27 protein-coding genes are annotated in these 26,788 nt (G+C 62.7%); 13 read left to right on the top strand and 14 right to left on the bottom strand.

Annotated features, from left to right (window positions below):
* Position 1: 1 nt before the first annotated feature.
* The 5 genes from K414_RS28650 to K414_RS27560 form a co-directional block, all read right to left on the bottom strand.
* Positions 2-628: a DUF4352 domain-containing protein gene (locus tag K414_RS28650; protein WP_237606249.1), complete on the bottom strand. Its 627-nt coding sequence runs from the start codon at positions 626-628 to the stop codon at positions 2-4.
* Between the two features lie 358 nt (positions 629-986).
* Positions 987-2,048, bottom strand: a complete 1,062-nt coding sequence (locus K414_RS0121030; RefSeq protein ID WP_027497736.1) for an alpha/beta hydrolase — start codon at positions 2,046-2,048, stop codon at positions 987-989.
* Between the two features lie 69 nt (positions 2,049-2,117).
* Positions 2,118-3,002 (bottom strand): tagatose-bisphosphate aldolase, encoded by an 885-nt coding sequence (locus tag K414_RS0121025; protein WP_027497735.1) that lies wholly within the window; start codon positions 3,000-3,002, stop codon positions 2,118-2,120.
* Positions 3,003-3,073: 71 nt separating this feature from the next.
* Positions 3,074-4,429, bottom strand: coding sequence for an FGGY family carbohydrate kinase (locus K414_RS0121020; protein WP_027497734.1), 1,356 nt, complete (start codon positions 4,427-4,429; stop codon positions 3,074-3,076).
* A 10-nt stretch (positions 4,430-4,439) separates the two neighbouring features.
* A complete protein-coding gene (locus K414_RS27560; protein ID WP_037219450.1) occupies positions 4,440-5,444 on the bottom strand; it encodes a LacI family DNA-binding transcriptional regulator in 1,005 nt (334 codons plus the stop codon).
* Positions 5,445-5,518: 74 nt separating this feature from the next.
* Between K414_RS27560 and K414_RS28325 the strand changes: the two genes are divergently transcribed.
* Entirely contained in the window at positions 5,519-6,091 is a 573-nt protein-coding gene (locus K414_RS28325; RefSeq protein WP_051365207.1) for an AAA family ATPase, read from the top strand.
* Here K414_RS28325 and K414_RS0121005 read toward each other — a convergent pair.
* Both K414_RS0121005 and K414_RS0121000 read right to left on the bottom strand, forming a co-directional pair.
* The gene (locus K414_RS0121005) at positions 6,084-7,091 is read right to left on the bottom strand and encodes a LacI family DNA-binding transcriptional regulator (RefSeq protein ID WP_027497732.1); all 1,008 of its coding nucleotides are present in this window, start codon (positions 7,089-7,091) and stop codon (positions 6,084-6,086) included. The two genes, K414_RS28325 and K414_RS0121005, sit on opposite strands and share 8 nt — an antisense overlap.
* 30 nt (positions 7,092-7,121) lie before the next feature.
* Complete coding sequence (locus K414_RS0121000) at positions 7,122-7,847, bottom strand: SDR family oxidoreductase (RefSeq protein ID WP_027497731.1); 726 nt, start codon at positions 7,845-7,847, stop codon at positions 7,122-7,124.
* Positions 7,848-8,254: 407 nt separating this feature from the next.
* Between K414_RS0121000 and K414_RS0120995 the strand changes: the two genes are divergently transcribed.
* The 4 genes from K414_RS0120995 to K414_RS0120980 all read left to right on the top strand — a co-directional run bounded on the left by K414_RS0120995 (position 8,255) and on the right by K414_RS0120980 (position 12,736).
* Complete coding sequence (locus tag K414_RS0120995; RefSeq protein WP_027497730.1) at positions 8,255-9,034, top strand: ATP-binding cassette domain-containing protein; 780 nt, start codon at positions 8,255-8,257, stop codon at positions 9,032-9,034.
* Positions 9,031-10,128, top strand: coding sequence for an ABC transporter permease (locus K414_RS0120990; protein WP_032364378.1), 1,098 nt, complete (start codon positions 9,031-9,033; stop codon positions 10,126-10,128). Before K414_RS0120995 ends, K414_RS0120990 begins: the two co-directional genes overlap by 4 nt.
* 54 nt (positions 10,129-10,182) lie before the next feature.
* Entirely contained in the window at positions 10,183-11,154 is a 972-nt protein-coding gene (locus K414_RS0120985) for an ABC transporter substrate-binding protein (protein WP_037219444.1), read from the top strand.
* Between the two features lie 103 nt (positions 11,155-11,257).
* A complete protein-coding gene (locus K414_RS0120980; protein ID WP_027497727.1) occupies positions 11,258-12,736 on the top strand; it encodes a mannitol dehydrogenase family protein in 1,479 nt (492 codons plus the stop codon).
* Here K414_RS0120980 and K414_RS0120975 read toward each other — a convergent pair.
* The 3 genes from K414_RS0120975 to K414_RS0120955 all read right to left on the bottom strand — a co-directional run bounded on the left by K414_RS0120975 (position 12,724) and on the right by K414_RS0120955 (position 15,986).
* Entirely contained in the window at positions 12,724-13,515 is a 792-nt protein-coding gene (locus K414_RS0120975) for a thioesterase family protein (protein WP_027497726.1), read from the bottom strand. The genes K414_RS0120980 and K414_RS0120975 overlap by 13 nt on opposite strands.
* A 54-nt stretch (positions 13,516-13,569) precedes the next feature.
* Complete coding sequence (locus K414_RS29465) at positions 13,570-14,001, bottom strand: hypothetical protein (RefSeq protein WP_027497725.1); 432 nt, start codon at positions 13,999-14,001, stop codon at positions 13,570-13,572.
* Positions 14,002-14,939: 938 nt separating this feature from the next.
* Positions 14,940-15,986 (bottom strand): SDR family oxidoreductase, encoded by a 1,047-nt coding sequence (locus K414_RS0120955; RefSeq protein WP_027497723.1) that lies wholly within the window; start codon positions 15,984-15,986, stop codon positions 14,940-14,942.
* A gap of 92 nt (positions 15,987-16,078) precedes the next feature.
* On the opposite strand from K414_RS0120955, the gene K414_RS0120950 reads away from it, so the two are divergent.
* Positions 16,079-16,396: a helix-turn-helix transcriptional regulator gene (locus K414_RS0120950; RefSeq protein ID WP_051365206.1), complete on the top strand. Its 318-nt coding sequence runs from the start codon at positions 16,079-16,081 to the stop codon at positions 16,394-16,396.
* 52 nt (positions 16,397-16,448) lie between these two features.
* Here the strand turns inward: K414_RS0120950 and K414_RS0120945 are convergent, their stop codons facing one another.
* Positions 16,449-17,951, bottom strand: coding sequence for an SAM-dependent methyltransferase (locus tag K414_RS0120945; RefSeq protein WP_027497721.1), 1,503 nt, complete (start codon positions 17,949-17,951; stop codon positions 16,449-16,451).
* 115 nt (positions 17,952-18,066) lie between these two features.
* Between K414_RS0120945 and K414_RS0120940 the strand changes: the two genes are divergently transcribed.
* Together K414_RS0120940 and K414_RS0120935 are read left to right on the top strand one after the other, a co-directional pair.
* The gene (locus K414_RS0120940; RefSeq protein ID WP_051365205.1) at positions 18,067-18,570 is read left to right on the top strand and encodes a DUF1648 domain-containing protein; all 504 of its coding nucleotides are present in this window, start codon (positions 18,067-18,069) and stop codon (positions 18,568-18,570) included.
* A gap of 163 nt (positions 18,571-18,733) precedes the next feature.
* Entirely contained in the window at positions 18,734-19,945 is a 1,212-nt protein-coding gene (locus K414_RS0120935; protein WP_027497719.1) for a Fic family protein, read from the top strand.
* A gap of 18 nt (positions 19,946-19,963) precedes the next feature.
* Here K414_RS0120935 and K414_RS0120930 read toward each other — a convergent pair whose 3' ends face one another.
* Positions 19,964-21,208: a TetR/AcrR family transcriptional regulator gene (locus tag K414_RS0120930; protein WP_027497718.1), complete on the bottom strand. Its 1,245-nt coding sequence runs from the start codon at positions 21,206-21,208 to the stop codon at positions 19,964-19,966.
* Between the two features lie 173 nt (positions 21,209-21,381).
* Between K414_RS0120930 and K414_RS0120925 the strand changes: the two genes are divergently transcribed.
* Positions 21,382-21,642, top strand: coding sequence for a LuxR C-terminal-related transcriptional regulator (locus K414_RS0120925; protein ID WP_027497717.1), 261 nt, complete (start codon positions 21,382-21,384; stop codon positions 21,640-21,642).
* A gap of 3 nt (positions 21,643-21,645) precedes the next feature.
* Here K414_RS0120925 and K414_RS0120920 read toward each other — a convergent pair whose 3' ends face one another.
* Positions 21,646-22,299 (bottom strand): DedA family protein, encoded by a 654-nt coding sequence (locus K414_RS0120920; protein WP_027497716.1) that lies wholly within the window; start codon positions 22,297-22,299, stop codon positions 21,646-21,648.
* A gap of 87 nt (positions 22,300-22,386) precedes the next feature.
* On the opposite strand from K414_RS0120920, the gene K414_RS0120915 reads away from it, so the two are divergent.
* The 4 genes from K414_RS0120915 to K414_RS0120900 all read left to right on the top strand — a co-directional run bounded on the left by K414_RS0120915 (position 22,387) and on the right by K414_RS0120900 (position 25,293).
* Positions 22,387-23,427 (top strand): hypothetical protein, encoded by a 1,041-nt coding sequence (locus tag K414_RS0120915; RefSeq protein WP_027497715.1) that lies wholly within the window; start codon positions 22,387-22,389, stop codon positions 23,425-23,427.
* A gap of 137 nt (positions 23,428-23,564) precedes the next feature.
* Entirely contained in the window at positions 23,565-24,254 is a 690-nt protein-coding gene (locus tag K414_RS0120910) for a DUF998 domain-containing protein (protein WP_237606246.1), read from the top strand.
* A 64-nt stretch (positions 24,255-24,318) separates the two neighbouring features.
* Complete coding sequence (locus K414_RS28320) at positions 24,319-24,885, top strand: DUF3558 domain-containing protein (RefSeq protein ID WP_072692261.1); 567 nt, start codon at positions 24,319-24,321, stop codon at positions 24,883-24,885.
* A 12-nt stretch (positions 24,886-24,897) separates the two neighbouring features.
* Positions 24,898-25,293: a hypothetical protein gene (locus K414_RS0120900; protein ID WP_027497712.1), complete on the top strand. Its 396-nt coding sequence runs from the start codon at positions 24,898-24,900 to the stop codon at positions 25,291-25,293.
* A 60-nt stretch (positions 25,294-25,353) separates the two neighbouring features.
* Here K414_RS0120900 and K414_RS0120895 read toward each other — a convergent pair whose 3' ends face one another.
* Positions 25,354-26,727 (bottom strand): dicarboxylate/amino acid:cation symporter, encoded by a 1,374-nt coding sequence (locus tag K414_RS0120895; RefSeq protein ID WP_027497711.1) that lies wholly within the window; start codon positions 26,725-26,727, stop codon positions 25,354-25,356.
* Positions 26,728-26,788 lie beyond the last annotated feature (61 nt).

The following is a 26,788-nucleotide window of genomic DNA, read 5'->3' as shown; positions in this document are numbered from 1 at the left end:
GTCACCCCAAGGGGACGTCGACACCGCCCGAGAATATCGAGTCGTGCAATTCCAAGCGATCGGGGACGGCGCCACTGAGGATGTAGCTCAGACTCCCTGAGACTGCTTGCCCCGGGTTCAGGTCAGCAAGTGCGAGGTCTGATGTCCAATCGAACTCGGGCTCGAACTTTCTGTCTGCTTTGTCAAGCAGATACTGGGCCGAGACAGCCACAGACTGTGGACGGTCGCCGATGTTGGTGACCGTAAGAAATGCCGTGGATGTTGTGGCATCCCAAGAGGAGACGACGAACTCGAACTTCCCGTCCCTCACTGGTTTTCCAATCCCCGAGACGGGGGGCGCTGGCGGGGTGACCTGCACGGGGGTGGGGGCCGGCTTTAGAGCTTCGGCGGGCTTGATGGCCGCAGTCGTTGGACGCGGTAGCGGTGTCGTTCGTTCGGTTGTCGTCCGTGATGCTGCAGTGCTCGTCGATTTGTCATCGTCCCCCAACCCAGAAATGAGATTAGCGACGACGAGGAATGCCACAGCACCGCCGCAGACTTTCCAGACCACAGTGTTTTTGCCCTTAGGTGAGTGTCCAAAATTGTTGGGCGCCGCGTTGGACTGAAGACCTACTCGGTCGGTCTTCAACTGAGTCGACGGTGTCCATTGCCCGCCGTCCCAAAATCGATTGATGGAGGGGTCTACAGGATCCGGGTACCAGCCCTTCGCGGTCATAGGGGTAAGAGATATCAGAAGAAACCGATAGGTCCAGTGGGTTCCCGGCCACGGTGCTCAAACCGCATCCGTTCGAATGACATTGTTCTGGCGCTGGCAACACCTACCCCAGCGTCAATCTGAGGAAGGTGCTGAACCGAGGGTGACGCAGACGGGTTGATCGGTGGTCGACCGCCTGTGTGGTGTCGATACGACGTGAATCGACACCTGAACAGGCCCTCGCCTTTGCGTGCACTGCGAACCAGTGACTCGTACGTATTGGTCAAGGTCCTCAGGCTGGGCGGAGGGCCGCGTCTACCGCCGCAACGATGTCGACCCAGATCTCTGACGTGGGATCGACGACGGCGAAGTGCCCGCCCGGTCCTTCGACCGAAGCAACGGAATCGGAAGCCGCGGATGCGGCGGCGTAGTACGCGCGGCTGATCTCGAGGAGATTGGGATCGTCGCCCACTGCGGACACCACCAGCTGTGGAACGCCGAGGGGCAGCCGAGACATCGGTGACGACTCCTCGTAGATGCGTCGCGCCTCCGCATAACGGGCACCGATCGCGTTCGATACCGCACCCTCCCCGAGCCACCGCTCGTCGCCGACTTTCAGGTCGAGCACCCCGGCCAGACTCAACGCCAGGGCAGGGGCCACAGGTTTGCCGACGGAATCGGCCGCAAGCCGCAGGGCGAGTTGACCTCCCGCGGAATGACCCATCAGGACGATTCGAGGCAGATCCAGCGAGGCGGGTGCCGTCTCCAGCGCGGCGAGAGCAGCCGCGACATCTTCGGTCGTCGCATCCCACCCGTGTTCGTCGGGTCGGCGATATTCGACATTCCAGGTGGCGTAGCCGCGTGCGGTCAGATCGACCGCCATCGCATCCATCAGGTCGAATTCCCACCGCGAACGCCAGTACCCGCCGTGAATCAACACGGCGACGGGGAACGGGCCATCGCCTTCGGGCACCCGCAGTTCGACGCGTTGCTCGGGGTGATCTCCGTACGTCACGATCGTGCCGGGGTGGAAGCGGTGATAGTAGACACTGTCGATCGCGAACCGGAGACCGTCGAGACCGCGGCCCCGGATATGGGCGCGAATCCCCTCGGACCGATCCGGCGCGCACTGACCGAAGTCGACGCGAACGACGCTGCTGTACAACGACGTATCGACCTGCGCTCCATCGCCGGGAACGACGACAACCTCATCGGAACCGGTTGCAGCGTCGACAATTCCGCCCGACAGACCGCGGGCGGACAGCGCCCTCGCGACCAGCTCTTGCGCGGTCTGCAGGTCGGCGAACACTCCGGGCGCGGCAACGATATCGATGTGCTTCGAGTCTTCCGTCATGGGTTCACGCTACCCAGACGGCGTCGACCGAGCCCGTGTTCGCCCACGGGCCCGGTCGAAAGACGCGGATCAGGCGTCGACGGCCTCGTTCAGCTCACGCAGCCGGGGGAGTGCGCGGTTGGTGAGCAGATCCTCGCGGGTCTCGGCAGAGACAGCCATGCTGTCCTTCCACAGTGACCGGCCTGCCATCGCTCCACGTGCACCGTTGGCGACGGCGATGCGGACCTGCTCGATGAACGTCTCGTGATCGACGCCCGCCGACAGCACAGCCCACGGAACACCCTGTGCCGCTTCGGTAACGGCAGCGCAGGCCTCGGCGGAACCGGGGTAGGGGAGCTTGAGCACCTTGGCGCCGCACTCGACCGAAATGCGCGCGGAATCGGCGATGATCTTGCCGAAGCCGGCCTTGTAATCCTCGTCCGACTCGCCCTCGAGCTGGTAGGTCAAGATCTCGACGATGAGCAGCAGGCCCTCGGCGGAGCAAGCCTTGACGAGGTCGCGGATCTCCTCGGCAACACGGGAATCGACGCCCTGCTGCTCGGGACGCATGTAGAACAGCATCTTGGCGACGTCGCCGCCGAGATCACGCACGACGCGCGGGGTCACGCCGTCGACGAAGCGGGTGTAGCGCAGACCGTCGGTCTCCTCGAAGCCCGACGCATCCATGCCGACCACCAAAGCGGTGCCCCGCGAGAGCACACCGTCGTCGACGATCTTCGGCAGTGCCACCTCCGGGTCCAGCAGGATCGCCGGCGCGTGGTTCCCGAGGTAGCGAACAAGATCGGCCTTGGCCTCGGCGAGCTGCTCGACGGTGATCGAGCCCGGCCCGTCGACGGCGTCCTTCATGACGGCCTTCATGCCGTTGCGCTGATCGCCAGCGACGATGAGCATGTTGCCGCCTTCGGTGGAGATAGCAGCCATTCCGCGACGTTCGAGGGTGGTGAGTTCGTTCATCTTCTTCTCCTGGTGGGGTGTTGGGGTCGAGAGCAGCAGAGACAACGTTGTCTCACTGCAGAAATGTGGACTCAGATTTCTATGAGCGTCAGTAGTCGGGCCGCGAACAGTGCTGCGCCGTAGGCAGTGTCCTGGGATCTGGTCGAGACCGAGACATCGGGCAGCACCTGAGCCCGGGCATCTCGTACGCTGGCCATGCCGGCCCAGCCGCCGGTGAGCAATGTCGTCCTGGCGGGCGGCACCTCGGCGTCGAGTGCCTCGATAAGGCGAGCCACTTCGTTGTTGCCGTGCAACAGAATCGAGCGGAACAGCTCGGCCGAATCGATCCCGTCTGTACGGACCGTGATGGACAGCACGCCGTCGTCGTTGCGGGCACCGGCGATGTCGATACCGCCGTCGGTGAACGGTCCGCCTGCAGGCAGGGCGCACACTCGCTGGTCCAGTAGGTCGCGACCGGCGCGATCGCTGATGTCGCACAGCTGCAACGCCCGTCGCATCAGCAAGCCGGTCTTCACTCCCGCGACGAGCACATGTTGGCCCGGAACCACGTGGCGCACCGAGTTGATGAGGTGTTCGGCCAGCCTGCTCCGTGCGTCGGTGGTCAGTGGGGTGTCGAGTACCCGCAGCAGCACCTCGGCAGTGCCCATCGACACGTGGTAACGGTCGGGCGGGATCGCTCCGCCGGACACCGCGGACACGAGATGATCGTGACCGGCCACAGTCAGACGAGCTCCGGCGATGGACTCGGGAAGTGTTGGTGTGTCGGCAGTTCCGAGATCGGTTCCGGCGTCGACCAGCGGCGGTATGAAGTCGGTTCCGACACCCAAGTGCGCCAGCATCTCCGACCAGGGTTCGCCGCTGTCCTGATCGAGTAGCCCGGTGCGCGAACTCAGTGAGTAATCGGCCACGGCACGACCGCCGAGGGACAGGACGACGAACTCCGGCAGGTTGAACCATCGCAGCCCGTCGAGGCTCAGTCCGTTGTCACGTAAATGAGCAATCTTGACGACGGAGACCTGAACGCCGACGGGAAGTCCGGTCTTGCCGGCGAATTGATCGCGCAATTCGGCCGGCAGGTTGTCGACCTGCTGCTGACCACGCGGATCGAACCACGCGAAGGCCGGTGCCCGGACAACGTTGTCTTCATCGAGAAGAAAGCCCGTCTCACCCATGCCGGACACCGCGATGGCGTCGATGCGGGCGGCCGGGTCGCCGGTTGCCTCGGGCAGTCGGCGAGCGACCTCATGAAGTAGGTGCCCGATGGTGGACAACAGATCCTCGGCGGCCAGGTCGGTGGTTCCGCCCGGTCCGTGCCGCCACGGTGTGGGACTCTGCTCGATGAGCAGCTCGGTGCCTGCATCGTCGGTGACGAGTACTTTGACGCCGGTGCTCCCGAGGTCCAGTCCCGCAACAAGTCTGGGGTTCACGGAGTAGTTCTCATTTCTCTACGGGTAGGGGGAGTGCATGTGAAAGTCGTTCGACGAGAGTGGTCGGCGCAATCTGCTGTTCGGGTTCGAGATAGGGATCGTCGAACCGCTGCACCAGGCGGTCGAATGCGAGGGTGCCGATGCGATAAGGGTCTTGGTCGATGCAGGTCACTGACGGGCTGACGGCGTCGGCGAGCGAGAAATTGCCGAACGACACCATGGCTACGTCGGTGCGCCCGATCTCGTGCAGAACCGACACCACGGCGGTCGCGTGTCGAGCGTTGGCGACGAAGAACGCAGTCGGTGGATTGCGCTGCGCCAGTAGCGTCTTCACCACCGGTCGCACCGAATCTGCGGCGTGGGATACCGGAGGGGCGAGCGCGGCCTCCGGCTCTTGGCCGAGATCGGCGAGAACGTCGAGGTACGCCTGCCTGCGCAACTGCGCGGTTTGCAGGCGATCGTCGAAGCCGAGCAAGGCGATTCGCGTGTGCCCGCCTGCCACCAACTTCTCGACGGCTCGCTTGGCGGCACCGTAATCGTCCACGATGACAGAATCGAAACCGGCGATCGAGCGGTCGATGGTGACCGTGGGCAGTGTGCGACGCCGAGGTACGAGGAAGTCGCTGTGGTCGCCGACCGGCGCGAGGATGATGCCCCGCACGTGTTGTCCGGCCAGAAGGGCCAGCTGATCCCGTTCTCGCTGGGCATCGAAGCCGGTGCTGCCGACGATGACGGCGAGCCCGTGTTCGAGTGCGCGATCTTCGACGGCACTGACCAGTGATGCGAAGAAGACATCGTCGATGGAGTCGACGACGATCCCGATGGTGTTGCCCGACCCCGATTTCAGGGACCTGGCGGCGGAGTTCGGAACGTAGTTCAGTGTCTGCACCGCAGCCTCGACCCGCTCGCGCAGCTCCGGCAGGACCGTATCCACGCCGTTGACGACGCGTGAGACGGTCTTGAAGCTGACGCCTGCCAGTGCGGCGACGTCTTTGATGCTGGCGCGCTCGGTCACGTGAACTCTCGATCGGAGGAAGTGTGTCGCTGTAGCACGTATGCGAGACAACGTTGTCTTGTATGATTCCCGCTATGCCTCATGTCTGTCAAGACGTTCTCGGAATCGAACGGGAATCCCTGCCGGTCCTGGTGGTTGCCGGCGCGGCGGGCAGTGGCAAAACGACGCTGGGTAGGGAGCTGGCGCGCCGTCTCGGTACTGCTCTGCTCGACCTGGACACCCTCACCAATCCGCTACTGGACGAACTGGATTCGCTGATCGAAGGCCCGCACTGGAACAGTGCCGGTCCACATTCGGAGCGGATTCGCGCCGGGCGTTACGCCGTGGTGCGCGCCGCTGCCCGGGATCTCGTACAACTCGGTCAGCGGCCCGTCCTCGTTGCGCCCTTCACCCGCGAGTTGACCGGTGCGCCCGAATGGACGCTACTGGTGAACGAATTGTCCCCTGCTGCAACGAAGGTGATCCACGTCGACGGATCGCCGGAACTCCTGGCGCGACGCCGGGCCGCTCGTGGGGCGGATCGCGATGCCCACCGGCCGGTGGATCCGCCCGCTCGGACGCCGCGCATTCCGCACCTACGCGTCGACGCCGAACTGACGACCGCGCAGCAAGCCGATCTCGTTGCCCGAGAACTCGGGCTCAGCTGATGGTGTGAGTGGTTCCGGGAGTGCAGGATTCGCGCTCGATCAGCTCGACGCCGAGGATGTTGCGCCGTTTGTAACGGCGCCCGGGATTTTCGATTCGACCCAGCAGTCGTTCGATGGCCAGATGGCCGAGTCGAGCCGGGTTCTGATCGATCACCGTCACCGGTGGCATCACTGCATCGGCGAGGGGAAAGTCGCCGAATCCGACGAACGCCAGATGCAGCAAGTTCATCTGCTGTAGAACAGGTACGCAGGCCATTGCCACTCGCGCGTTCGACAGAAACAGTGCAGTAGGGGGACTGTCGAGTGCGGTCAAGTCGGTCAGTGCCACACGGGCGTCCTCGCGGTCCAGCACACCCAGAGCGACGAGAGCCTCGTCGAACTCGATTCCCCGTGCCTGCAACGACTCTCGATATCCGACCAAGCGATTGCGGCTGGTCGGGATCCCGGCACTGTCGCCGATCACGGCGATGCGGGTATGACCCAGATCGAGGAGATGATCGGTGGCCAGTACCGCCCCGCCGTGATCGTCGTCGACGAAGCTGTCGGCTTTGAGGCCGTCGGGTGCGCGGTCGACGAACACCGTCGGAGTCTTGTCGATCCAGCGCTCCAGATATGCGTGGTCCGCACCCGTCGGCGCGATGATCAAGCCGCTCAACTGTCTACGCAGCAGCGACTCCACCAAAGCCTGTTCCTGATCTCCGTCGTGACCGAGGCTGGTGACGAGAACTGCCATGTCGTCCTGGCGGGCCCGTTCCTCCACTGCGCGTGCGATGGAGGAGAAGAAGGGGTCGTCGATATCCGGGACGGCGACACCGATGGCCGCCGTCTGGCCGTTGCGAAAGGAGGTCGCCATCGTGTTCGGCACATAGTTGAGCGACTCGAGCGCTTCGGCAACGCGGGCACGAGTATCGGGATCGACGTGCGGGTCGTTGTTGTACACCCGTGAGACGGTCTTGGCACTGACCTTGGCCAGCGCCGCGACGTCTTGCATGGTGGTCATGATCTACCCCGTCTGCTCGTCCTCGTCCCGTCAGCGACTGGTGTAGCCGCCGTCCACCGGCAACGACACTCCGGTCACCATGGAAGCATCATCGCTCAGCAAGAAGGCAATCGGCGCGGCAATCTCGTCTTCGGTGGCCCAGCGTCCCAGCGGCATCTGCGCCAGGAACGGCTCCTCGATCTCCGGGCGACCCCAGTAGAACGCGGACATCTCCGTCATGACGACCGTCGGGTTCACACCGTTCACGCGGATGCCGTGGCGGCCGAGTTCGAGTGCGGAGACCCGAGTGATGTTGTCCAAGGCTGCTTTCGAGGATCCGTAGGAGATGTGTCCGGTCAGAGCGACGAGACTGGCCTGGCTCGAGACGTTGACGATGGCTCCGGTGCCCGCGGCGATCATGGCGGGGACGGTGTACTTGATGACCAACAGTGCGCCGCGCGCATTGATGGCGATGACCTTGTCGAAGATCGAGATGTCGGTGTCCTGAGGCGTGGCGATCTCGCCGCCGAATCCGGCGCAGTTGACGACGCCGTACAGCTCGAGGCCCGCGACGGCGTCGCGAACACTGTCCTCGGACGTCAGATCGAACGCCAGGGGCGTTGCCCCGGTCTCGTCGGCCAGCTTGTCGAGCGCGTCCACGGATTGGCCCGCCGCGACGACGTCGGCACCGTCGGCCACCAATCGTCGAACGGTTGCCGAGCCGATGCCTCCGCTGGCACCTGTCACCAAGATCTTGCGGCCGTCGAACTTCGCCATGGGGGTCTACCTTCACTGTTCCGAGTGGTCATGTCATCGGTGTCATCCGTCCTGGAGTGGACGCGTATGTCATCGGTGTCATGGACGGTACCGCAGCGCGTCGTTCCCGTCGCGAAAACGGTGTAGATCGTCCATTTGTCCAGTTCAGAGACGGTACTCCGTGGTCGGATATCGGCCTCGTACTGCGGCGGAATGACTGTCGGGCCGACAGGCCATGTCACCGGTGACATGAATTTTCGCGAAACACGTGACAATGCGAGTTGTGTGGGTCACACTCGTTAACACAGCGAGCCCCGCAGGGAGCTCGACATGCCGCGCAGGCCCAGTTCTCGAACCGTGCTGCACCGGCGTCGGCGGGGGGCGTCCTGTCCCACACCCGAACGTTTCCATTCGACCGAGGAGTACCCATGGCCACCGTTGCACCTGCTGCGACACCGATCCTCGAAGCGAGGGGATTGTCGAGGAGCTTCGGAAACGTGCGCGCCCTCGACGACGCCGACTTCGACATCTACCCGGGTGAGGTCGTCGCCCTCATCGGCGACAACGGCGCAGGCAAGTCCACGATGGTCAAGGCTCTTTCGGGCAGCCTGGCCGTCGACACCGGAGAGATCCTGTTCGACGGCACAGCAGTCGATCTCGACAGTCCGACGGTGGCGGCAGAGCTCGGAATCGAAACGGTGTTCCAGGATCTCGCGCTCGCTCCGCATCTCAACGCGCAACAGAACATGTTTCTCGGACGCGAACTGCCGGCCAAGGGGCCGCTCGGCCGCCTCGGTTTCCTCGACGTCTCCACGATGCGCAAGCAATCACAGGATGCGCTCGACGAACTCGGTGCCACCGTCCGTAGCCTCACCGTCCCGGTGGGATCGATGTCCGGCGGCCAGCAACAGGCCATCGCCATCGCGCGTGCCGTCGCCTGGGCCAAGGGCGTCGTCTTTCTCGACGAACCGACCGCCGCCCTCGGTGTCGTGCAGACGCGCAACGTCCTCGACACCATCCGTCGGGTCGCGGACAGGGGAGTGGCCGTGGTGTTCATCAGCCACTCCATGCCGCACGTGATGGAAGTAGCCGACCGTGTCCAGGTGCTGCGGATGGGCAAGCGCGTGGCCACCCTCGACGCCAAGAACACGACCATGGAAGAACTCGTCGGTGCGATGACCGGCGCAACCACCGGAGCAACACAATGAGCAACCAGACCATCTCCCCATCGCTCGAGCCGCTGCCTCCCGGCGACAGGCCGTCACGGCACACGTTCGATCTCGTCGAATCGCTCGGAAAGCTGGCGCGAGTTCAGGTCTTTCAGATCGTGCTCGTGCTGGCCGCGATCTGCCTGGTGTTCTCGATCATGGCCCCCGGCAGCTTCCCCGAATGGGGCAACATTCGGCAGATCATCCAGAACGTCTCCATCCTGGCCGTTCTCGGTATCGGCATGACGTTCGTAATCGTCACCAGCGGCATCGACCTCTCGGTCGGCTCGGTGCTCGTCTTCTCCGGCGTGGTGTCGGCGAAGACGATGGCCGCGATCGGCGGCGACGGCTGGGGAGTGGCGGCCGTCGGCATCGTGGTGGCGCTGGGATGCGGCCTGTGCTGGGGCCTGCTGAACGGATTTCTGATCGGTAAGGCGAAAGTGCCTCCGCTGATCGTCACACTCGGCACACTGGGCGGGGCGCTCGGTCTGTCGCAGGTCATCACCGGCGGCGTCGACATCCGCGACGTACCACCGGTTCTCGTCGACACGATCGGCTACGGAAACCTGCCTGCCACCACCATCCCGTTGATCTCGAGCATCGCCCTGGTGCTGGTCGTCATCTTCGGAATCGTTCTGCACCGCACCAAGTTCGGCCTCTACACCTTCGCCGTCGGGTCCAAGGAGCAGTCCGCTCGCCGCGTCGGCATCAAGGTGGACATGCATCTGGTCAAGATCTACGCACTCTCCGGCACCCTCGCCGGGTTGGCGGGCATACTGTCGCTGTCCCAGTACGGCACCACCGCGATCGCCGGCCAGTCCCAGACCAACCTCAATGTCATTGCGGCAGTGGTCATCGGTGGAACGAGCCTCTTCGGCGGCATCGGCACCATGTTCGGCACCGTCGTCGGATTGTTCATTCCGGCCGTACTGCAGAACGGCTTCGTCATCGTCGGAGTACAGCCCTTCTGGCAGCAGGTCGCCGTCGGTGCGGTTCTCATCGCCGCGGTGTACTTCGACCAACGTCGACGCGACGCCGCAAGTCGAGGCCAATCGCCCAGCTCCCTCAAGAGACTCTGGTCTCGAAGTCCCTAGCTTCGGACCGGCCCTGAACTCCCTCGCTCGCAACCCCTTACAAGAAAGTCGACCATGATCACATCACGCACCGCCGTCGTTGCACTGAGTGTCGCTTCGGTCTCCGCCATGTTCCTGGCGGGTTGTTCGTCCGACTCCGGAAGCGGTGGCGGCAGCGGCAAGATCGCCTTCATCCAGGGCGTCAGCGGCGACGAGTTCTACATCAGCATGCAGTGCGGAATCGAGGCCGCGGCCAAGGAGGCAGGCGTCACCGTCGACACTCAGGGGCCGGTGAAGTTCGACCCGACGCTGCAGAAGCCGATCGTGGATTCGGTTGTGGCATCACGGCCGTCGGCCATTCTCATTGCGCCCACCGACGTCGCCGCCATGCAGGCACCCCTCGAGGCAGCCTCCAAAGCCGGCATCAAGGTCGTCCTCGTCGACACCACTCTCGAAGACCCGTCCATCGCGGTCTCCTCCATCTCGTCCGACAACAAGGGCGGCGGCGCAGAGGCATTCAGCGCCATCGAGCGGCTCAGCCCGGCAGGCGGCAAGGTACTGGTGATCTCCACCGATCCGGGAGTCTCCACCGCCGACGCCCGAGTGGAAGGCTTCGAGGAAGCCGTCGGAGCAAACTCGGCCTTCGATTATCTGGGCGTGCAGTACAGCCACAACGATCCGGCCGAAGCAGCCCGTCTGGTTTCGGCCGCACTGGCCAAGGACCCCGACATCGTCGGCATCTTCGCTGCCAACACCTTTGCGGCCGAGGGCACCGCAACCGGAGTTCGGCAGGCGGGCAAGCAGGATCAGGTCAAGATCGTCGGCTTCGATGCGGGCCCGGCGCAGGTCAAGCAGCTTCGTGAGGGAACGGTGCAAGCACTGATCGCTCAGCAGCCCGGCACCATCGGCACCGATGGCGTCGAGCAGGCCATGGCGGCCATCGACGACAAGCCGGTCACCGCCGAGATCTCCACCGGTTTCCACGTCATCACCGCCGACAACATCGACGGCGAAGGCGCACAGTACGTCTACAAGTCGTCCTGCTGATTCACCCCTGAACTGCGGTGGTGCTCCTGGTGGCAGAACCTGCCCGGGAGCGCCACCGCTCACCACGTCCGTTTCATCTTCAGCCGACTCGAGGACCGAAGTCATGAGCGAGCTTCGTCGCACCACGTTGGAACACCTACCGGCGACCGTCGCGAGGCCCGAGTACGACGCGGACGAACTGCACTGCGGTGTCGTTCATTTCGGTGTCGGTGCGTTTCACCGCGCACATCAGGCGGTCTACTTCGACCGATTGCTCGCGGCCGGGCACCTGGACTGGGCGCTGTGCGGGGTGGGAGTACTGCCCCAGGACAAGAGAATCGGAGAGGTCCTCGACGCCCAGGACTACCTCTACACACTCGTGACCGTCGACCCCGACGGCATACGTGACGCCCGAATCGTCGGCTCTGTCGCCGATTTCATTTTCGCACCCGACGATCCGCAGGCCGTCATCGATGTGCTCAGTTCACCGTCCACGATGATCGTGTCCCTGACCATCACCGAAGGCGGTTACGGCGTCGACGATCTGACGGGAGCGTTCGAGCCCACCGACCCGTCGGTGCTGGCGGATCTCGAGGATCTCTCCATACCGAAGAGCGTCTTCGGTTTTCTGACCGTGGCTCTCGCCACCCGTCGATTCCATGGAGTCCCGCCGTTCACCGTGATGTCGTGCGACAACATCGTCCACAACGGAGCGGTCACTCGCACCGCGCTGACGTCCTTCGCGCGCCACCACGACAGCGACTTGGCCGACTGGATCGATGCCACGACCGCGTTCCCCAATTCGATGGTCGACCGCATCACGCCGGCAACGACGTCGACCGTCATCGAGGATGCTCGACGTGACTTCGGCATCGACGACCGGTGGCCCGTCCAGTCGGAATCGTTCTCGCAGTGGGTACTCGAAGACACCTTCTCGTTCGGGCGGCCACCGTTCGACGAAGTAGGAGTGCAACTCGTCTCCGATGTCGCACCGTACGAGCACATGAAACTTCGGCTGCTCAATGGATCCCACCAAGCCATGAGCTACCTCGGCATCCTCGCCGGGTACACCCACGTCCACGAGGTGATGGCGGATCCGGACATGCGCGAATTCGTCGCGTCGTACATGCGTGCGGAGGCTGCCCCGACGCTCGCGCCGGTGCCGGGGATCGACCTGGATGCCTACATCGAGCAACTGCTGCAACGATTTTCGAGTCTGGCCGTTCGAGACACCCTCGAACGTCAGATCGTCGACGCCTCCGCGCGGATTCCCAAGTTCGTGCTGCCGATACTACGAGATCGGTTGGCGCACGATCGGACAGTCGATCATTGCGCGTTGATACTCGCCGGATGGTGTGGGGTGTACGAGCGTGGGGACGTTCCCATGATCGACGTCGATGCGGAGCGTCTGCAGCGACTGTCGTGGGAAGACCACGACAGTCCCGGAGCATTCCTGACCAATCGCGCAGTGTTCGGGGACCTCTCGGTTAGCCCGCGACTACGAGGTGCGTACCAGCGAGCCAAGCGTTCGCTGCAGGACAACGGTGCCAGGGGCGCGGTACGACGACTGCTCGAACAGTCGTCGGTGAGTCACACCTTGTAGTAGACCATCTGGTGACTGGTGGCCAGCAAAATCCCGCCCTCGGTCCATAATTCGGCAGTCTGGTCGAAGTAGCCCTGGTGAAATCGGCGTGCCCGCGCGGTGCCGAGGACGTATCCGTCGGAATGCTGCTCGAGATCCTCGGGCGTAGCGAAGTAATGGGTAGTCAACGAGATCGTCCCAGCCGGAACGTACTTGCCGAGCCGCTGGAAGATCCGCGGATAGAACACATCGCTCAGCGAGGTCAGGGCCGCGAAGTCCATCGGCCGCGGTGGTGTATCGCGGATCCACAGAGTTTCGGTCGAGTCAGCGGACTCCTGATCGCTCAGTGCGCCGTGCACGAGACGCATCTCGTAGTTCTGTGCCCACGCGATGGCGTCGGGAAGACCGCCCTGCTTCGTGTCGGCGGGGGAGGGAACGTCAGGGACCGTCGCCTCGATGTTGTCCCAGGTCTCACGACGCGAACCGAACACCGCGGTCGCGGTCGTCGCCACCGCACCGTTCTGAGTCAGTTCGAGGTACCAGTGCTGGTTGCTTCGGTTGGTCCGCACCGGGCGGGCGGAGATCTCGAAATCACCCTCGGCAACCGGTCCGGCGAAATTCACAGTCAGCGAGACCGGCGTTCCCTGGCAGTCGGGATGGAGCTCGATGGCCCGGATGAACGTGGCCGCGGTGATGCCACCGAACGGGCCGACCATGTTGTTGTACGACGGCGACGTACGTCCGGCGTACGTGCCTTCGCCGACACTCTCGAGTGCGACTGCTACGTCGAACGGGTGCATTGACTCTCCTACTGCCTCGGACGGTGTGCCATCCGATCGTAGTGTCGCCGAGATTCAGTCCGGGTCCTGGCCATGCTTCTCCGGCATCCACACCATCGTCAAGAACGAGATCACAGCTGCTGCAGCGAGATAGTAGAAGAACCAGTCGGCGTGGCCTGCGTCGGACAAGGCATTGACCAGTAGGGGAGCGGTGCCACCGAACAACGCAACCGTGAGGTTGTACCAGGCCCCGATACCTACGCCTCGAAGCTCTGCCGGGAAGGCTTCGGCCAGAACGGCAGGAATGATGGCCGAGCACATCGCGAACAGCAGCAGGCCGACGCAGAAGACGATCAGCAGTTTGACGAACGACGGCCCGATCAGCTTGGAGAGCGGGATGATCAGAATCGCGAACAGTGCAGTAGGTGAGCAATTGCGGCTTGCGGCCGATGCGGTCCGCGAGAGCGCCCATGGGGTACTGCAACGCGACGAACATCGCTGTCGCAATCGACAAGGCCACGAACACGTCGTTGGCCTCCGCTCCGCGCTGCTTGACGGCGTAGGGCGTCATCGCGGAGAAGAACGTGTAGTAGGCGAGAGTGGCGAGGAGAACGAATCCCACGACTTGCAGGACGGCACGAGGATGGTGCTTCATGGTCATCCACAACGGGTTTCGCACGGCCTTCGCCTTCACTGCGTTGCGTTCCTGGTTGTCGGCTTCGGCCATGCCGCGTCGCATCCAGAGTCCCACTACTCCGAGCAGCCCGCCGATGACGAACGGTACGCGCCAGCCCCACGAGCTCAGTTGGTCGTCGTCGAGCACGAAGGTCAGATACGCGCCCAGTAGTGAGGCAAGGAGAATGGCCGTGCCGGTGGAGATGTAATAGAAGGACGAGTATCGCCCCCGCCGATCGTTCGGGGCAATCTCGGCGAGGTAGGCCGACGCATTGGAGACTTCACCGCCCATCGACATGCCCTGGACGATCCGGGCCAGCAACAGCAGAATCGGAGCGATCCACCCTGCCACGGAAAACGTGGGGAGGACCGCGATCGCGAACGACCCACCCGACATCATCGCGATCGTCAGGATCATTGCCTGACGTCGCCCTCTGAGATCGGAGAAACGTCCGATCAGCAAGCCCCCGAGCGGCCTGAAGAAGAACGCCACCGAGTACGTCGCCAAGGTGCTCAACAGAGCCACAGCCGGGTTGTCACCGGAGAAGATCTGGGTCGCGAAGTAGATCGAGAATGTCGCATAGACCGTCCAGTCGTACCACTCGACGGCATTGCCGATACTGACTGCGAGTAGTTGCTTCTTGGGCATCACGTGCCGAGTGGACGTCGATTCGGACTTCACTGACATGGCGATCTCCTTGTCGGGGGCGTGCGTCGAAAAGCCTATGCCTCCACAGCTCCCGGGTGCGGAACCACCGAGCCCGATTCGCTCAGGGAATGATTCGTTGCCGCCGGAGATCTGTGACGATGCCGGCGAACATCGCCTCGGTGTCCACGAAACGATGAAAACCCATACGGCGGGCCTTGGAGCCGTCGGATATGACGTCGTAGTCCCAGGAGAACACGAAGTCACCGAACGCCCAGGACGACACATCGCGGTAGGGAGTGGGCTTCAGCTCGTGCTCGGCAACGATCGAATTCCACAGTGGCTCTTTGTCGGCCATGACGTCGGCCAGTGACATGGGCAGTGGGGTGGCGGTGTCCAACCCGAAGATGTTCGCGATGCGCGGCCACATGTCGTTCCAGCGGAACAGGTCTCCGTTGGAGATGTTGAACGCCTGATTCGCGCACGCGGGAGTGGTTGCGGCCCACACGGTCGCTTCGGCGAGCAACGATGCATCGGTCATTTCCAGCAGAGATCCGAAAGCACCGGGCTTGCCCGGGAATCGCATGGGCACGCCCAGCTTCTTGCACATGGTGGCGTAGACAGCGATGACGGTGGCCAGATTCATCGGATTCCCCAGCGCTACACCGCACACCACCGATGGCCGGATAGCCGACCAGGACCACCTCTTTCCGACCTGACGGCTTTCGAGGAACTGTTGTTGGTCGATGTTGAACTCGGGCGGCATGTGCGGTGGATCGGTTTCGCGCGCAGGGGTTTTGAACGGTCCGAGATGCGCGCCGTACACCTTGTAACCCTGCATCAGGCTGACATGTTCCAGGTTCGGAGAACTGTCCTCGATCACGGTGACCACGTTGACGAGCATCGCCAGATTGGGAGGCACCAGCTCGGCCCACGTGGGGCGTTCCTGGTACGCGGCGTAGAAGATGTGCGTGACGTCTGTCAGGTGCGAGAGTCGGCGTCGAGTCTCGTCGCCGTCGAGCAGGTCCACTGCAATGTGCCGGACGCGTTCGCTGTCGATACCGCCGCGGCGGGACAGGCCGATGATGTTCCAATCCCCGGTCCGCTGCAGGTGTTCGAACAGATTTCCGCCGATCACGCCGTTGGCCCCCACGACTACTGCTGTCTTCATCGGCTTCTCCTTATCTGAATATCGCGATATTGCGATGTCCGAGTAAGTAGACCACAGATCGCGATATTGCGATATTGGAGTACGCTTCGAGGGTGGCTGACGAACTGAATCCTGCGGAGCTTGCGGCAGTGTTCGGTGCTCTCAGCAACCCGGCGCGATTGGCGATCATGCAATGGCTCAAGGACCCGAGCGACTTTCCGCCGCAGCTCGAACCGGCCGAACAGATAGGGGTGTGCCTCAAACACATTCAGTCGAGGGCCGGCGTCTCGCAGTCGACTGCCTCGCAATACATGGCGGTGCTACAACGCGCCCACCTGGTGACGAGCACCAAAATCGGGCCGTGGGTGCACTACAAACGCAACGCCGACTACCTCGACCGATTGACCGAAACGATCAAGACCGATCTGTGACGCCTCCACTGCGTCGGCGCGACTTCTGTGACTCGTTGAGGCGGATCGGCAGTCACAGTGGAAATCCCCTCGCGAGATCGACCGCACGAGTGAGCGATGCTGCCTCGAACACTAGACCGTGCGCAGCTGCCGCCGCTGCGGAACGCTCACTGAGTACGACGGGGTCGGTCGCCCGGGCGATCGCCGCGAGGTCGATGCGTTGCAAGAGCTTCTTCGTCACGGGCCGCTTGCTGTCCCAGAAGGCCAGAGCAGCAATGAGATCGGTAGCTTCGGGCCCGGTCAGTAACGCGTGGGCGACGGAGCAGGTTGCGGGGTCCTCGAAAGGGAGCAGATAGGTGGCATCGTCGAACACCGCTGGTTTGCCGTCGTAGGGACCGACCATCCTGAATTGTGGAACCTTGTGGAACCCGGAAATCGCAATCTTGTACGGCGCGAACGTGTACGGGCCTACACCGAAGATGCAGAACCGGGCTCTGTTGCGATAGATCGACGACTTCCGCCCGTCGAGCGTCGCGGCGTTGGCGTTGAGGTATGCCCACAACTTCGGTGCGGTGTGCGCCAACTGCTCGGTGTCGTCACCGGTATGCGACTGCGGCACGATCATCCACCTGGACACCGAGTCCAGCTTGTCGCGGTAGACATCGGTGCACTTGAAGAGTGGGAACAGGTAGTCGGCTTCGATGTCGACGCCGGTTCCCAGTTTGGTTCGCGGGCCGCCATTCTCGGCCAACTCCATCACCGCGGTGGCGTCGTGCTTGATGCCTTGCCGCCAGGTGAGAGGGCTGGCACCGTCGAATTGCTTGCTGCGCTGGTACGCATCGACGTTCGCGACGAGTTGGCCGTCGACGACTCCGATTCTGTTGTCCGGCTGCGACGCATCGATGCTCGGAAATGTCTCTGCGGTGTAGTCGGTCTGGCCCGGCCCGAGTTCGACAAGGAACCAGCAGGCATCGACCCCTGCGTCGAACCACTTTTTGGCATCGACCATTCGTAGGCTCGAACCGGTCACCGGAAGCTGATGCCGAGCACAGTGCAGCAGAACGTTTCGAGCTACCTGGGTCTTGCAGATCATCGCGATGGTTGCGGGTCGATCTGCGAATTCGGTGAGCAACTTGATCCAAATGAACTCTGCGATATCGAAGTTGGAGCTGCCGGTGATGGCGTCGATGCCGCGAGCGTTCTTCGTGTTCGTGCGTGCGGGTCGATTGGCGGAATCGAGCACCGACAGTTGCGAGTTGGTGACCCACGGTGGATTGCCGATCACGAGGGTCGCGCCGGGCCCCGAACTCCACTCGATTTCTCGGGCCAGATCGAAGTCGAAGATCGACGCTGTGATGATCCTGCCGAATTGTGCTGCTGACGAAGCATACTCGGGCTGCACCTCGATCCCGACGCGCTCTGCTTCGGGGTGACTTTGGGCTATCACCGACAGGAAGTTCCCGACACCGCAGGTGGGTTCGAGGACGCGGGTCCAGTCGCGACCAGGCAGGGCGTTGACCAAGGCGCGCGCCAACTCGATCGGAGTCTGAAAGTCTCCGAACTCGTTGTTGGGCATCGATGCCTCCGGCAGTGGTGCGGATAGGTGCCGTCTGTGGCACAGGAGCATAGCCTGCGGAGCGACCCAGAGGCTCAGCACCGCACCACTGCCGCAGGCGCTAATGTTGACTGGGATGAAGCTTTCGCGCGCTGCCTTACTGCTGTCCAGTCTCGTCTTCGTCGGTAGCCTCGTGTGGGTCGCCGTCACCGCGGGCGACGAGATACCCGCTCATTTCGACGGATCCGGTCAGGTGGATCGGATGGACTCGAAGCTCTCTTTCCTCCTCACGATGGGTGGTACCGGGTTCGTCATGATCGGGTTGTTCGTCAGCGTCGGGTGGTGGCTGCCGAAGGTCCCGGCCCAGCTGGTGAACCTGCCGAGTCGACGACTGCACGAGTACTGGACTGCCCCCGAGAATCGGTCCGAACTGAACCGCAAGATTTCCGAGGACCTCGACTGGATCGGAGTCGCCTCCGCACTGCTGTTCGCCTGGATCTGCGTCGTTGCGGGCACGACTACAGGTGCGTCGGTGAGCGCGTGGGTGTTCGTGGTGCCGACTGTGCTTTATGTGGTGGTGATTCTGGGATATGCGGCCTTCGCGTTCATCGGCAGTCGATACCGTATTCCGAAGGACTGAGTCAGGGGAGTGGTTGCAACATGGCCAATTTCGAGCCTGACTGTAAAAGGTAGCTGCCGTCGGCGAGGTCGACCTGCATCTCGACATTGTCCGAACGCACCGATCGTACGGTTGAGCAGGCCATACCAAACCATATACAAATAAGGTTTGGTATGGTCACATAATGGCAGACGGTGAGGCCGGTGCATCCTGGCCTGCGGTGGAGTTCGAGAGCCGGCCGTGGCGTGTCGCCGATTCGTGCATGTCGCGCGCCCAGAGGCGGCTGCATCAGGGTGACTATCGAGCAGCTGTACCGCCGCGTATTGCAGAGGTAGAGCTGAACCTGCCTGCGCAGCTGATCGCGGAGTCGGAGGACGCCCTCCGTGAGATCGTTCGATTCGACCACTATGCCTCTGAGCGGCTCGGTTCATCGGTGGAACTTGCACCCATGAGTTCGATTCTGTTGCGGACGGAAAGCTCGGCGTCCTCTCAGATCGAGAATCTGACCGTGGGAGCCAGGGCGCTTGCACTCGCCGAATTGGGTGCGCCCACAACGCGGAACGCCTCGATCGTGTCGGCAAACGTCCGTGCGATGGAAGCAGCACTCGAGGTCGGATCATCGATCGGAGAAGCAAGCGTGCTTCAGATGCACCGATCGCTGATGGAGTCCAACGGCGATCCGTTCCCGGGGCAATGGCGGACTCAGCAAGTCTGGATCGGGGGATCGGACATAGGCCCGCACCGTGCCGCTTTCGTTCCACCGCACCACGACCGGCTTCCGGGTGCACTTGCCGACCTGTTCGAGTTCGCAGCTCGTTCGGACTTGCCCGTCATCCCGCATATCGCCGTCACGCATGCGCAATTCGAAACGCTTCACCCGTTCACGGACGGAAACGGGCGAACGGGCCGGGCCATAGTCCACGCGATGCTGCGGAGGGCAGAAGTGACGGAGCGAGTGACGGTTCCACTGTCTGCTGGGCTCCTCACGGACACCGCAGGCTACTTCCGAAGTCTGGATGCCTACCGCGCCGGGGATGTCGAGGCGATCGTGCGAAGCCTCACCGCTGCCACGTTCCACGCCGTCGAAGGTGGGCGGCGATTGGTAGACGAGCTGTCCGACGTCAGATCCGAGTACACCGATCGCGTCGTCGCACGCAGCGACTCGGTTGTGTGGAAACTACTCGACGCGCTGGTGGCGCAACCGGTCGTCGACAACGCCTACGTACGAAACACTTTCGCCGTCAGCGAGATTGCGGCTCAGCGGGCAATCGACAAGCTGACCGAGGTGGGAATTGTGCACCAGACGTCGAAGGGGCGACGAAACAGGGTGTGGCAGGCCGAGGAGATACTTGCCGCTCTCGACGACTTCGCGGACGGCATCCGGCGGGTCCGATAACACGCACTCGGTCGATGCTCAGTGCACACCGAGACCGTCGAGGAGGAGTTCAGCGACGAAGTTCGCGTTGTCCTGCGGGCTGTTCTGTCTTCGTGTGAAGCATCGCATCAGCAGCGTATTGGTGATGCCTGCTGCGAGATCGACTGGGCTCGAGCTCTTTCGGAACACCCCGCTGTCCTGACCCCGCGCGATGACCGGCCCGATGATTGCCGGCAGGTTGAGTTTCTCCTTGATCGAGATCAACCCCTCCGGCTCGCCGTACGTGTCGTGTGCGACGGCGACGAGGAGCGCGTCCATGAATTCGACTTCGTCGGCGGCGAGCTGCGCGCACCGCAGCATGTGATTTCGTAGAATCGTGAGTTCATCGAGGCCCAGCAACTGGTCGTCGGCTACCGACTCGCGAAGATGATCGACCCGATTCTGCAGGGCTGCAACGATGACGGACGGCTTGGTCGGAAACAGTGTCTTGCAGGCCGTCCTCGGCACTCCTGCGATGTCGGCGACGTCGTCCATTCGCGTCATGAAGTAGCCACGCTTTCCGAACTCGTCGCGCGCAGCTGTGACGATCGCAGCGCGAGGATCGCGAGGAAGCGGGCGTTCCTCGACCGGTGAATCGACTTCTCCCACATCATCGAGGTGCTGATGACGTCCGGACGTGTCGACGACGGCCCCGAGAAAGGCAAGCACCGCGTCGGACATCACCTCGGCCGATACGGACGCGGCGTCCGCCTGACTGCGGAGGCGAAATCCATCGATGATTGCGTTGACCGTCACTGCGAACGTTCGGGCTGTGAAGGGACGGCGAAAGGCCCCGCCGTCGGGGTCGAACAGTGCCTCGAACGCGCCCAGTACGGCTTGGTCTCGGACGCGGTACTCACTCAACAGGGTCGGGGACGACGGTCCGCCGAAAACGTGGTCCAGAAGAGACTCGGTGATGCTTTGCCGGTCGACGATTGCCGGGAAGTACTGCGCAACGAGCGCCGTCATCGTCGAGCGAATCGATGCACCGCCGTTCGTCACCTGGCTGCGAACTGTTTCGTGGACGTCGGTGGGCAGCGAGGTCCGGGCCAGCTGCTCGACCACCTTGTCGAGAAAGTCGGCCTTGGTGCTGAACTTGCGGAAGAACGTCGCTGTCGACGAGTCGGATGCGTGGACGACGTCCTCGATGCGCATACCGCGGTCGAGAATTCGTCGAGGATCCGCGACCAACAATGTGACGGCCGCCTCGACGAAATGGGTGGCAGTCGCGTCGAGCTCGTTCATGGGGACGGACTTTACCGAGGTGAGACCGACCGTGACGGTGCCGGTGACAGTACTCACTCTCGGGTGAGAGCGACCTCGGTCATCAACCGGAGTGACCCAACGGAAAGAGTGCGGTGTGATGTGCTGTGTTCGCGCCGCCGGGACAGCGGTGGTGCCCGATATCAAGGATTTTCATGACAATTCTCGACATCCGCATCCACGAAGGCTCCGATCCGCGGCTCAGCGCTCGTGAAATCGAAGTGCTCACCACGTGGCTGGTGTCCGACTCCAAGTCGGAGGCGTCGCGGGCGCTCTATCTGTCGATGGGAACTGTGAACACCCACTTGTCCCGGATCCGAGCCAAGTACTCCGCGGTGGGGCGCACGGCACCCACCAAAGCGGCATTGTTGGCGAGGGCTCTGCAGGACGGCTTCATCGATATCGACGATCTGTGAGGTTCACTCAACCTCGACGCGCCTCGACTTCATTTTCTTCACCACGAACCACGCGATCAGCGCCACAACGATGCCGATGACGATGTACTGGAACACCGAGGCGTAGTTCTCCACGTAATGCCAATTCTCGCCGAGGAAGTAACCGGCCAGCACGAATATGGAGTTCCAGATCAGGCTGCCGAGCGTGGTGTACAACGTGAATTGCAGTACCGGCATCCGTGACACACCGGCCGGAATCGAGATGCCCGAGCGAACCACCGGGATCATGCGGCCGAAGAACACCGCCGACCGACCGTGTCTGGTGAACCAGTCCTCGGCCTTCGTCAGATCCTCGGTTCCGACGAACGGCATCTTCTCGACAATGGCGTACATCCGGTCACGTCCGAGTTTGATGCCCAGCCAGTAGAGAACCAGAGCGCCGAGCACCGATCCCGCCGTCGTCCAGAACAATGCACCGAAGAGCGTCATCCCGCCCTGAGATGCGGTGAAGCCGGCCAACGGCAGGATGATCTCGCTGGGTAGCGGCGGGAAGAAGTTCTCGGCAGCGACGGCAATACCGGCACCGGGACCGCCGATCGCCTCCATCAAACTCACCGCCCACCCGGCGATTCCGCCGAGTTCAGTGCTGGTCGCGGCAAGGGTGGAGAGCTCACTCATGACTACGACTGTACGAAACGTCTCGACCGAAAATCTGCTCACCAGGAGAAATGCCAAGAAATTGAGACATATGGAACACTTGCGAGGGTGAAACGAGCCCTCCAGGTACTGCCCGTTGTTGCCGCCGCCACACTCCTGCTGGGTGCCTGCGGGTCCTCCGATCCGGAGCCGACCCCCGCTTCCGCTCCCACTGAATCGTCAGCTCCGGCGTCCTCCGCTCCGTCGTCTGTATCGGCTTCGTCCGGCCCATCGAACGTCGGCGTCTACAACCTGCCGGGCACAGGAGTGTTCCCCGAAGGCATCACCGCCGCCGACGACACGTTCTACGTCACCTCCACTTCCGACGGTGCCGTGTTCCGCGGAACCGTCGGATCGCCGGATGTATCGGTGTTCCTGCCCGGCGGTGCGGACGGACGCACCGGTGCTGCGGGGATCGATGTCACCGATGACGACGATCGGCCCGATTACTTGGTGATCGCCGGTGGAGCGACAGGCAAGGTGTGGGTGTACGACGCCAATTCCGGTGATCTGGTGGCCACGTTCACCAACGGTCTCGGCACCGACGCGACGTTCCTCAACGACGTTGCGATTGCCGACAACGGCGATGCGTTTGTGACGGACTCACGCAGCCCGGCGCTGTACCGCATTCCCTTCGATCAGATCGTGGCTGGGACGCAGGACGCTCCGTTGGAACCGTTCGTGAGTTTCGACGGCACTCCGTTTGTATATGGAGACGGGTTCAATGCGAACGGCATCGTCGAGAACGACAACGAGACAGCGCTGATCGTCGTGCAATCGAGCACCGGCAACCTGTATCGCATCGACAAGACTTCCAAGGAGGTGACACAGGTCGATCTCGGCGGAGCAACGCTCATGAACGGCGACGGGATGGAGATGGACGACGACACGCTGTACGTCGTCCGCAATCGGGACGGGCTGATCTCGAAGGTCGACCTCGACGATGACGGCCGGCGCGGATCCGTCACCGGCGAAATCACGGACCCATCGTTCGCCTACCCCACCACCGTTGCAGCAGTCGATGATCGGCTGCTCGTGGTGAACAGTCAGTTCGACAAGCGTGGGGGAGAACCCGTCGAGCCATTCACCGTCAGCTCTGTTCCCGAGTAGAGCGGCTTCGCCGCATGTGCGCGGAAACTCGTAGCAGAGACCGAGTTTCCGCGCACAACGATCCAAGGGGGTTCGAGCAACGGTTCGGGCACCATGGAGGTCGGACGCGACCGACGTCGTCCGGGAGAGGGGTCTTCGTGTCGATACGTCCGGCCGAGGTCGGCACCGTGTCGATCGCGTTGGGAGCGCTGGTCGTTCTGGTTCTCGATGCTCACACTGCATGGCAGACGCCTTCGCACCTTCGGCGCACGATCAGTGAATACGGACTCGGCGCACAGCAGTGGGTGTTCTCGATCGGGGTCGTCCTGCTCGCGTTGGGTTCTGCTTTTACTCTGCTGGCCGCGGTGCGACAACGGCTCACCCGACCCACCTCGGTAGCGTCCTTGTGTCTGATGCTGTGGACGATCGGCCTTGTTGCCGTTGTCGCCGTGCCGAAGCAGGATTGGTCGAACGACGCGTCGCTGAGCCTCGGCGGGACGATCCACCGACTCGGTGCCGCAGTGGCGTTCGTCAGCATCCCCGTCGCGGTCTTCGCGTTCTCGCGGCCCTGGATTCGGCAGGGGCCATGGACTGTCCGGGCACGAACGACACTGTGGCTGAGCCTGCTGTCCGTCTGCACGCTGCTCCCGATCGCATACGCACTCGTTGTCGGTGCCGTCGGCACGCGACCCTGGTATCGGGTGGTCACCCTCGGCTACGTGGAGCGCGTGCTCGTCGTTGCCGAAGTGATCGCATTGATCTCGCTGGCCTTGTGGGTGTGGGCAGCCGAACGTAGGAGTCCTGCTTCCGTGAAGTCACAGGAGATCGAGGCCTCGCAGCCCGTCTAGGGAACCGATCGCGCGTTGCGTGCGTCCAACCTGTCAGTGCCGTCGGCGTCGAGAGGTTGGATGAATGCGTGTGATGTCCGGACGTCGAATTGCTGTGGCGTGCAGCGCGGTGCTGTTGCTGACGGGATGCGTCGGCTCGACAGATGGAAGCCCGGTCGCGAGCGAGGACACATCCACGTCGGCGGTGACACCGGGTCCACGAGAGCCATTCGATCCATGCACTATCCCGAAATCTGCGGTGACAGCAAGCGGCTTGGACGTGAGTACGGAACGGCCGGACTTCGCAGGAATCACCACATACCCGGGTTGGAAGAACTGCACGTGGGATGCACGAGGGCCGGAGGCCTGGCACTACCTGTCCGTCATGTCGTCGATCAACTCGATCGACGAGTATCTGCGTAGTCCACAGAACGAGCGGCAACTCTCAGTCCAGGTCGGCTCGCGTGACGCAGTTCAATACAACTCCGACTACCAAGGAAACCCGCCAACTGGATGTGACATCGCACTTGACGTGAACGGAAATCTGATCATTTTCGTGGTGGACACGATTGGTTCAGAAGACACCTTGGGTGATCCGTGCGAAGAGGTTATGGAGCACGCAATCGAGCTCGAGCTGCACCTACCGAAGTGAGGAAGTAGACGCATGACCGACAGATCGTTCGGACTCACCGACAACCTCATTCATTGGCAGATGCTGCGGGACCGAGCCTCCGCAGGCGAGCTCTCGGTCGAATCGGACGTTGCCCAGCGGTGTGACAGGGCATGCGAGATTTATTTGCTCGACCTGTCCAGGATGCTCGAGATGACCAATGGTCTGTCGAGGCCTGAAGCTTTTGGCAATCTGCCGTCAGCACAACAACTCGGAGCCAAATTCCATCGCCTTGCTGTCGGCGAAGAAGGCTCCGCTCGCTTTGTGATCAAGCAGCAGATCGAGATCATCAAGACCATGCGCGAGTTCTTTCGACACTATTTCGCGAGTGTCGAGGCCGTGGACAGTGCTACCGCGGCATCGGTCGAAGCGCTGTCGCCACCGCGATAGACGAAAAATCCCGACGACCCAGTTGCTCGGTCGTCGGGATCGGTCGCTCGAAACGTCCTGCTAGCGAGCCAGTTCCACTTCGGCTTCCTCGTCGACGAAGGGATCGCCGTTTCGCGGAGCGTTGTAGCGCTCGAGATTCAAGATGCCTTCCCGCTTGGCGACGATGGTCGGCACCAGAGCCTGGCCGGTGACATTGACCGCGGTACGGCCCATGTCGACGATCGGTTCCACTGCGAGCAGCAGGCCGACGCCGGCGAGAGGCAGTCCCAAGGTCGACAGCGTAAGAGTCAGCATCACCGTCGCGCCTGTCGTTCCTGCTGTTGCCGCTGAACCGATCACAGACACGACGATGATCAGCAGGTAGTCGGTGATGGTCAGGTCGATACCGTAGAACTGCGCGACGAACAGTGCTGCGATGGCGGGATAGATTGCCGCGCAACCGTCCATCTTCGTCGTCGCCCCGAGCGGTACCGCAAACGAGGCGTACTCACGCGGCACGCCCAGGTTGCGTTCGGTGACGCGCTCGGTGAGAGGCAGAGTGCCGATCGACGATCGCGAGACGAAACCGAGCTGGGTCGCGGGCCACACGCCCGAGTAGAAGGCGCGCACCGAAAGACCATGAGCGCGAACGATCAACGGGTACACCACGAAGAACACAACAGCCAGGCCGACGTAGATCGAGACGGTGAACACTCCGAGCGAACCGATGGCGTCCCAGCCGTAGGTGGCCACAGCATTGCCGATCAGAGCAGCAGTGCCGATCGGCGCGAGGCGAATGATCCACCACAGCACCTTCTGGACAATGGCCAGCAACGAGGCGTTGAACGCGAGGAAGGGCTCGGCCTTCTTGCCGACCTTGAGTGCAGCGATACCGATGGCAGCGGCGATCACCAGCAACTGCAGGATGTTGAAGCTCAACGACGTGGTCGCGGTACCGCTCTCGGCAACCGTGGTCTTCGCACCGAGCGCGAGGAAGTTGTTCGGCACCAAACCGGTGAGGAACGACCACCAGGATCCGACGCTGGACGGATCTCCTGCCGAGTCCGCCCCAGCGCTGGTCCGCGATCCGGGCTGGGCGACCAGACCGATGACGATGCCGATGATCACCGCGATGAACGCCGTGATGGCGAACCACCACAGCGTCTGGATTGCCAGACGTGCAGCGTTCGTGACTTCACGAAGATTGGCGATGGAACTGACGATGGCCGTGAAGACCAGCGGAATGACCGCGACGGTGAGCAGCTTGACGTAGCTCGAACCGATGGTCGAGAGGGTACCGACCAACCAGTTTTCGTTGCCGTCGGCCGCGTCGGGCATCGATCGAGCGATCAGCCCGAACACGACACCGAGTACGAGACCGGCAACGATTTGTGGACCGAACGCGGTTGCCCAGGTAGGGACACGGCGCGTACGGGTAGCGCTGGGCGCAGACATGGTTATGCCTTTCGAAAAGAAGAGACGCCGACAGAGGTGGGCGAGAAAGTGCTCATCGGGA

The sequence above is a fragment of the Rhodococcus sp. JG-3 genome (assembly GCF_000482405.1).
Lineage (GTDB): Bacteria > Actinomycetota > Actinomycetes > Mycobacteriales > Mycobacteriaceae > Rhodococcoides > Rhodococcoides fascians.
This window is presented reverse-complemented; position numbering and strand designations above follow the sequence as displayed.

Bases quoted from the DNA above. Each gene is read 5' to 3' on its own strand.
- K414_RS0121030 (WP_027497736.1), bottom strand. From the start codon at position 2,048: ATGACGGAAGACTCGAAGCACATCGATATCGTTGCCGCGCCCGGAGTG.
- K414_RS0121025 (WP_027497735.1), bottom strand. From the start codon at position 3,002: ATGAACGAACTCACCACCCTCGAACGTCGCGGAATGGCTGCTATCTCC.
- K414_RS28325 (WP_051365207.1), top strand. From the start codon at position 5,519: ATGCCTCATGTCTGTCAAGACGTTCTCGGAATCGAACGGGAATCCCTG.
- K414_RS0121005 (WP_027497732.1), bottom strand. From the start codon at position 7,091: ATGACCACCATGCAAGACGTCGCGGCGCTGGCCAAGGTCAGTGCCAAG.
- K414_RS0121000 (WP_027497731.1), bottom strand. From the start codon at position 7,847: ATGGCGAAGTTCGACGGCCGCAAGATCTTGGTGACAGGTGCCAGCGGA.
- K414_RS0120995 (WP_027497730.1), top strand. From the start codon at position 8,255: ATGGCCACCGTTGCACCTGCTGCGACACCGATCCTCGAAGCGAGGGGA.
- K414_RS0120990 (WP_032364378.1), top strand. From the start codon at position 9,031: ATGAGCAACCAGACCATCTCCCCATCGCTCGAGCCGCTGCCTCCCGGC.
- K414_RS0120985 (WP_037219444.1), top strand. From the start codon at position 10,183: ATGATCACATCACGCACCGCCGTCGTTGCACTGAGTGTCGCTTCGGTC.
- K414_RS0120980 (WP_027497727.1), top strand. From the start codon at position 11,258: ATGAGCGAGCTTCGTCGCACCACGTTGGAACACCTACCGGCGACCGTC.
- K414_RS0120975 (WP_027497726.1), bottom strand. From the start codon at position 13,515: ATGCACCCGTTCGACGTAGCAGTCGCACTCGAGAGTGTCGGCGAAGGC.
- K414_RS0120955 (WP_027497723.1), bottom strand. From the start codon at position 15,986: ATGAAGACAGCAGTAGTCGTGGGGGCCAACGGCGTGATCGGCGGAAAT.
- K414_RS0120945 (WP_027497721.1), bottom strand. From the start codon at position 17,951: ATGCCCAACAACGAGTTCGGAGACTTTCAGACTCCGATCGAGTTGGCG.
- K414_RS0120940 (WP_051365205.1), top strand. From the start codon at position 18,067: ATGAAGCTTTCGCGCGCTGCCTTACTGCTGTCCAGTCTCGTCTTCGTC.
- K414_RS0120935 (WP_027497719.1), top strand. From the start codon at position 18,734: ATGGCAGACGGTGAGGCCGGTGCATCCTGGCCTGCGGTGGAGTTCGAG.
- K414_RS0120930 (WP_027497718.1), bottom strand. From the start codon at position 21,208: ATGAACGAGCTCGACGCGACTGCCACCCATTTCGTCGAGGCGGCCGTC.
- K414_RS0120925 (WP_027497717.1), top strand. From the start codon at position 21,382: ATGACAATTCTCGACATCCGCATCCACGAAGGCTCCGATCCGCGGCTC.
- K414_RS0120920 (WP_027497716.1), bottom strand. From the start codon at position 22,299: ATGAGTGAGCTCTCCACCCTTGCCGCGACCAGCACTGAACTCGGCGGA.
- K414_RS28320 (WP_072692261.1), top strand. From the start codon at position 24,319: ATGCGTGTGATGTCCGGACGTCGAATTGCTGTGGCGTGCAGCGCGGTG.
- K414_RS0120900 (WP_027497712.1), top strand. From the start codon at position 24,898: ATGACCGACAGATCGTTCGGACTCACCGACAACCTCATTCATTGGCAG.
- K414_RS0120895 (WP_027497711.1), bottom strand. From the start codon at position 26,727: ATGTCTGCGCCCAGCGCTACCCGTACGCGCCGTGTCCCTACCTGGGCA.